4 protein-coding genes are annotated in these 6451 nt (G+C 42.5%); 1 reads left to right on the plus strand and 3 read right to left on the minus strand.

Annotated elements, in window-relative coordinates; translation table 11 throughout:
- Positions 1–134 precede the first annotated feature (134 nt).
- Positions 135–569 carry a four helix bundle protein gene (locus tag CIK89_RS13030; protein WP_094391790.1) on the minus strand — a complete coding sequence of 145 codons (435 nt, stop codon included), beginning with the start codon at positions 567–569 and terminating at the stop codon, positions 135–137.
- 2025 nt (positions 570–2594) lie between these two features.
- The gene (locus CIK89_RS13035) at positions 2595–4511 is read right to left on the minus strand and encodes a nucleoside-diphosphate sugar epimerase/dehydratase (protein ID WP_094391791.1); all 1917 of its coding nucleotides are present in this window, start codon (positions 4509–4511) and stop codon (positions 2595–2597) included.
- A gap of 58 nt (positions 4512–4569) precedes the next feature.
- Here CIK89_RS13035 and CIK89_RS13970 point away from each other — a divergent pair, with 58 nt between their 5' ends.
- On the plus strand, positions 4570–4701 hold the full coding sequence (locus CIK89_RS13970; protein ID WP_256387837.1) for a hypothetical protein: 132 nt from the start codon (positions 4570–4572) through the stop codon (positions 4699–4701).
- A gap of 250 nt (positions 4702–4951) precedes the next feature.
- On the opposite strand, the gene CIK89_RS13040 is transcribed toward CIK89_RS13970, so the two are convergent.
- Positions 4952–5953 carry an AAA family ATPase gene (locus CIK89_RS13040; RefSeq protein ID WP_094391792.1) on the minus strand — a complete coding sequence of 334 codons (1002 nt, stop codon included), beginning with the start codon at positions 5951–5953 and terminating at the stop codon, positions 4952–4954.
- Positions 5954–6451 lie beyond the last annotated feature (498 nt).

Consider the following 6451-nt stretch of genomic DNA (forward strand, 5'->3'; position numbering starts at 1 on the left):
AGAATTTTATCTGTCTCATTGTTGGACAGAACCCCTCTCGTAGATTTGCTCGGCAAAAGCGAACCTGCCGAGAAGTTACAAACTGTAAGAGAATTAAGTCTTAAATTTATTTAGTGGACACTAGTGAACTCCTCTTATTCTGAATCATTGATTTTTTTACAGCGATGATGGAGAACTTTTACCAACTCCTCACAGTCACCATATATAGACTCGTATTGCCTATCATCAATAAAACTATTCCTATGAAGCAATTCAATCCAATAAAGTGATTCTCGAGCCTCCTTTAGTGCAATAAAAGATTTGCTTTTGAAATCAGCTTTACTAATGCCGTTACATGCCTCGGCATTATTGGCTCCAATGCTGGTTCCTGCCCGAAGTAACTGATTGCAGAGATTTGACACGGATTGCAAATACACTGGTACACTCTTCTCATAGACGCGTTTTCCTTTGATTATCTTATACGCAGGTTTAGCATTGGCTGCTTCTTTTAACAGGTAGTCGTTGAGTTTGATCACTCTGTCGCCAAAGGCTAGGCATTTTGCTTGTATCGCATCTGAGATTATTGACATAGTCGAAGTAAGAGGTGATATGTAAGAAGTAAGAATTTAATATTCTGCTTGCGTATTTCAAAATTTTTTTGTACCTTAGCGGCAGAGATGTCAGATGTATGATGGCTGACGGCTGAAGTTTTCTTTACAACGTCTTAAATGCCATCCTCAGGGCTATATTCCCTTTAGCCTCCCAACAAATGAAATTGTTGTGGAAATGTTGTAGGAAAATCGGCTCTCTTTTCATAACTTGCTGAGTATCAGTGGCGGTAAAAAAGTGGAGTATCTATGGGAAATCTAACCTATTGGTATTTCCTTATTTCCTCTCTAAAAAGAGCAATGTTCATCAGATTAACAAACATTTTTTCAGAATCCACCTGATCTTCCTTTCGCCGCAGGATAGTTCTTCTATTCCTGGACCCGATGGAGTATCAGTCCCAGTAACGGTGGTTGCCCTTTGGAAAACGGTGGTTGTCATAACGTTGGTTTTCGTCGGCGATAGAAGAAGAGTGATAGAGCAATCCTGCGTCATTTCCTCTTTCTATTTGATGGAGTCGTTGGCGATCACCTGCTGCGGTGATGGTGCCATATAGTTATTGACTGGCATCATATAAATCCTTATTTTAGAAGTTTTTCTGAGTGACCCTCGGGTCATCATTTTCCTTGTAGCGTACAAAGGTACACATTTTTCTGTATAAAACATCAAAATGTTACGAAAAATTTTATCCACGGAACACACGGAGGGCACGGATCATCGGAATTTATACGGAATTTATACGGAGTTTTTTAGTAGCTACGCTAGAAATCTTGGAGGAAATCTTCTTTAAGAATGGCCGTGGGCCAGAAATTATTATGGATCCACGGAAGACACGGAGGACACGGATGGTTAATGTCTCGCGAAAGATAAGTTTTGAGTTATACTCATGCTGTCTATTCCATCGAAGTCGTTGGTAAGCTATTTGTTTTCCACGCCTTCATTGATATACCCAGCAGTCTTGTGGAGACTAAACTTATCTACGCCAAGGTGCAAAGGGCACTAAGATCTATTTTCCACGGAGCACAATCTAAATTATCCACGGAGGACACGGAGGGCACGGATTGTTGGGAGTTAGACGGAATCATTTTGGGTAGCCTACGGCTAGAAATCTTTGGAGGAAATCTTTTTTAAGAATGGCCGTGGGCCAGAAATTATTATGGATCCACGGAGGACACGGAGGACACGGATGGTTAATGTCTCGCGAAAGATAAGTTTTGAGTTATACTCATGCTGTCTATTCCATCGAAGTCGTTGGTAAGCTATTTGTTTTCCACGCCATCATTGATATACCCAGCAGTCTTGTGGAGACTAAACTTATCTTCGCCAAAGTGCAAAGGGCACTAAGATCTATCTTCCACGGAGCACAATCTAAATTATCCACGGAGGACACGGATCATCGGAATTTAAACGGATATTTTGGGGTTGCGCGAGCGCAAGAAATCTTTGGAGGAAATCTTTTATGAGATGTTGCTTCGCAAGAAATCAATCATCGGATCATCGGAATTTAAACGGAATTTATACGGATGGTTTGGGGTTGCCTGTCGGCAAGATGTTTTGGAGTAGCGAAGACAGAGTGAGAGCGCGCTTTCACTATGCTGAGTCACGACAAAACAAACCACAGGTAAATCTTTGGAGGAAATCTTTAACTAAGATGATGTCTGAGGTCTGAAGTCTGAGGTTTGAAGTCTGATGGACTAGTCTTTGTCATCCTACGATAATCTCAAAATAAAAATCTCGACTGAAAATGCGCAACAGTGCGTTGCTCTATGGGAGGGATTTAATTGGGATCGCCTTACAGGCTCGAAATCTTAATGAAAATCTTTAAAATAATCTTTTACTAGAATCTATAAACTATAACCTCTAAACACTAACCTATAACCTATAACCTATAAACTTTAACCTATAAACTATAATCTTTAAACTCTAACCTTAACCTTAACGCTAACCACTAAACTCTAAACACTAATCACTAAACTTTAACCTATAACCTATAACCTTTAAACTATGAACTATTTCTTGTCTAGGATTTCGTATTTGGAGACTTGGCTTTTGTATTCTGGGACAATGTCCTTCATCTTCTTTACTATATCCATGTCGTTGTAGGTGTAGGAGAGGTCTAGGAGGGCCTTTTCGTTTTCACATGCTGTGGCGTATTCGTACTCGCGGACTTTGGCGCGCATGATCTTGGGATGCTTGGTGGGGATGTTTTCTTCCTGGTCGGAAAGGACTTCTTCGTAGAGTTTCTCGCCTTCACGCAAGCCTGTGAATTTTATTCCGATGTTTTTAGCACCGGAAAGGGCTATCATGCGCTTGGCGAGGTCAACAATCTTGACGGGTTTGCCCATGTCAAAGACGAAGATTTCACCGCCGTTACCCATGGTGCCTGCCTCAAGGACTAGCTTACAGGCTTCGGGGATGAGCATGAAGAAACGGATGATGTCGGGATGGGTGACAGTGAGAGGACCGCCATTTCTAATCTGTTGCTTGAACAAGGGGATGACGGAACCGTTGCTACCCAGCACATTACCGAAGCGGGTGGTGACAAACTGGGTGATGCCCTTTACCTTGCCTTCGGCAATGGCTTTATTGAGTGATTGACAGTAGATCTCACAGATGCGCTTGCTGCAGCCCATCACATTGGTGGGATTGACTGCCTTGTCGGTGGATATCATCACAAATTTCTTAGTGCCATACTTGACTGCCAGGTCGGCAATGACACGGGTGCCATAGATATTGTTTTGTACAGCCATAGCAGGATTGTCTTCCATCATCGGCACGTGTTTATAGGCTGCGGCATGGAAGACATACTCTGGCTGGTGGGCTGCAAAGATGGCTTCCATGAAAGTGGCATTACAGATGCTGGCTACGATGGTCTCTGACTTGATAGCAGGGAACTGGCGTTGCATCAGCAGGCGGATATCATGCATGGGGGTTTCTGCCTGGTCGATAAGGATCAGTTCTGAGGGATGATAGACAGCGACCTGGCGTACCATCTCTGAACCGATACTACCGGCAGCACCTGTTATCATGATCCTTTTGCCGGTGAGAAGAGCGCCTATGGCATTCATATCCACCTCTATCTTATCACGTGGCAGGAGGTCTTCGATATCTACTTCATGGAGTTGGTCTTGCGGCAATTCGCTTTTCCCGTCCCACTCTAAAGCATGGGGCATCATCATAATCTTGATGCCATTAGCGATGAGTTCATTGATGAGGTGGTCATCTTCACGGAATGTATCTGCTTGAACCGGGGATACCAAGATGGCATCAATGCCATCGGCTTTCAACTGGGATGCTAACGTATCTTCTACCTCACGGACCTTCACACCCATGAGCATGTGACCTACCATCTGTCCGTCGGGACTAATGAAGCTATCAAGGACATAGCGTTGAGGAGATTGGCTCTTGATCATCTTCGCCATACCTATAGCGCCATGTTTGATGCCGTAGATCACGGTCTTCAGGGCTTGTTCGTCTTTTCGTCTCGCATCAAACATGCTCTTCACAGCTACTCTGACCATAAACATCAAACAGGTTGATGAGGTGAACATCAGGATAATACCTGAGAGGGATGGCATCAGGACTTCATCGATGGACCATACATGATTCACTGCCAACGACGTCAGGTAGGTCAGCAGGGATCCGAGTGATGTTGCTGCTGCGATTCGTTGCAGGTCAACGAAGGAGGAGTAGCGCACTACCCCACTATAGGTGCTAAACACGCGAAAGGCTATCACAAAGAGCAATACGCATAGCAACAGGTAGTGGGTAATGGCCCAGAAACTGGCAGCAAACCCTGAACCTCCGAGTTCAAAGTATTCGGCGAGGTAGCCGGAGAACATCACAATGGCGCAGTCTAAGCATAATACGCCCCAATATGGTAGTGCTTTACTGGTAAAATACCAATTAAATATTTTTTGAATCATAATCGTTATTATATTATCTCACATGTTACACGGATCATCGGATTGTTTTCGTTAAGCCATGAGCAGAATAAAGCTCGCTTTAATTATGCCGTGGCGAGAAAACAAAGGCGTAGCCAATTTAAACGGAATTTATACGGATGGTTTTTGGGGGGTTGCTTCGCAAGAAATCTTTGGAGGAAATCTTTTATGAGATGTTGCTTCGCAAGAAATGAAATTCCCATGAAATATAATCTTTAACTAAAATCTTTGACGAAAATGCGCTCGAGTTCCTCGCTTTATGGGTGCATTTTGTTATGGATCGCATCATAGATGCTCGAAATCTTAATGAAAATCTTTAGAAGAATCTTAAACAAACATCTGTGTCCTCTGTGTGGTCCGTGGATTTGTTCTATCGTTTAAACTATTGAGAACATTTCATGAATGATTCTACAAACTCCATATCACAAACTGATTTCGTCTTTATAAAGTGCTATCGACTCATCAATAATAGGATTCTGTGGCATTTCCACCTTTAAATCACTGACAGTACACTGGCCATTATCAAAAGAAAGTACAGGAATGGTGAGAGCATTGCGATGAGCCAAAATGTAGAGGCGCTTGATGACGAAATATGAATGTGACGAAATAAAGAATTGAACTCCTGATTCTGCCAATTTGAAGATAGCATCGAGGAATTGAGCTATCATGGATGGATGGAGATTGGCCTCGATCTCATCGATGATAATAATTGAATGATTATCGAGATAGCGATTGCCAAGAAGAAGATCGAGAATTGAGAGTTTTTTCACACCCTCGGATGTGGTGGATATTTCATAGATGCGACGATCATTATCTTGGAACTGCCACTCTTTCTTGTCCTCATTGTATTCTAATCGTCCACCAACCATTGAACTGACGATGTCACGTGCCTGTACAAATGAATCGAAGTTCTTGCCTTTCTGGGTTCTACTTAATGCCTTCGCCAGATCGCTATATGGTTCTTCGAATCCGAAACGATTATCTTCCTTAGCCTCAATGATGATATCACGAATGGATAAGATCTCTTTGGCAGGGATGAAAACTGTATTGGATGATCTTGGTAAGAATGTATTCTTATCAATATTCGCCTGTTTAACAGTTGAAGGACCGAAAGAATAAGTGAATTCTTCATTGTCCTCAGAAGTCATGGTGAAACTCATGGAGTTCTCACCTTTGCGTACAATATTACCGAGTTCTGAAGACTGGAATGTCCAATACAACTTATCTGATAGAATTTCTTTGTCTGTTCTGATTTCCTTACCTCTCTTGTACTGTTCAACGGTTTTAAGAGCGGAATAGAGTGCCTTAAGAACAAATGTCTTACCTGACTGATTTGGGCCAATGATAAGATTTATGGCTCCAAGATCGCCCGACTGCATCTGGGGTATCGGACCTAAATTCTTTATAGATAGTGTTTTGATCATAAACTGTTATTTTCAAAAAAGTGCTTCAACAGGGTATCGAACCCTATATCCTTTCAGATATTACCTGTAATTGAGCTTTGTTACACGGAAATCAATCATCGGATCATCGGATATTTATCCACGGAGCACACGGAGGGCACGGATCATCGGAATTTTATCCACGGAGCACACGGAGGACACGGATCATCGGATTGTTTTCGTTAAGCCATGAGCAGAATAAAGCTCGCTTTAATTATGCCGTGGCGAGAAAACAAAGGCGTAGCCAATTTAGACGGATGTTAAACGGATATTTTTTTGGTTGCGCGAGCGCAAGAAATCTTTGGAGGAAATCTTTAATAAAGAATGGCCGGGGCCAGAAATGTTATGGATCCACGGAGCACACGGAGGACACGGATTTTTTTCGTTAAGCCATGAGCAGAATAAAGCGCGCTTTCACTATGCAGTCACGACAAAACAAAGGCGTAGCCAATTTAGACGGATGTTAAACGGATATTAATT

This window comes from Prevotella sp. P4-119, from assembly GCF_002251345.1.
Lineage (GTDB): Bacteria > Bacteroidota > Bacteroidia > Bacteroidales > Bacteroidaceae > Prevotella.

Bases quoted from the DNA above. Each gene is read 5' to 3' on its own strand.
- CIK89_RS13030 (WP_094391790.1), bottom strand. From the start codon at position 569: ATGTCAATAATCTCAGATGCGATACAAGCAAAATGCCTAGCCTTTGGC.
- CIK89_RS13035 (WP_094391791.1), bottom strand. From the start codon at position 4,511: ATGATTCAAAAAATATTTAATTGGTATTTTACCAGTAAAGCACTACCA.
- CIK89_RS13970 (WP_256387837.1), top strand. From the start codon at position 4,570: ATGAGCAGAATAAAGCTCGCTTTAATTATGCCGTGGCGAGAAAACAAA.
- CIK89_RS13040 (WP_094391792.1), bottom strand. From the start codon at position 5,953: ATGATCAAAACACTATCTATAAAGAATTTAGGTCCGATACCCCAGATG.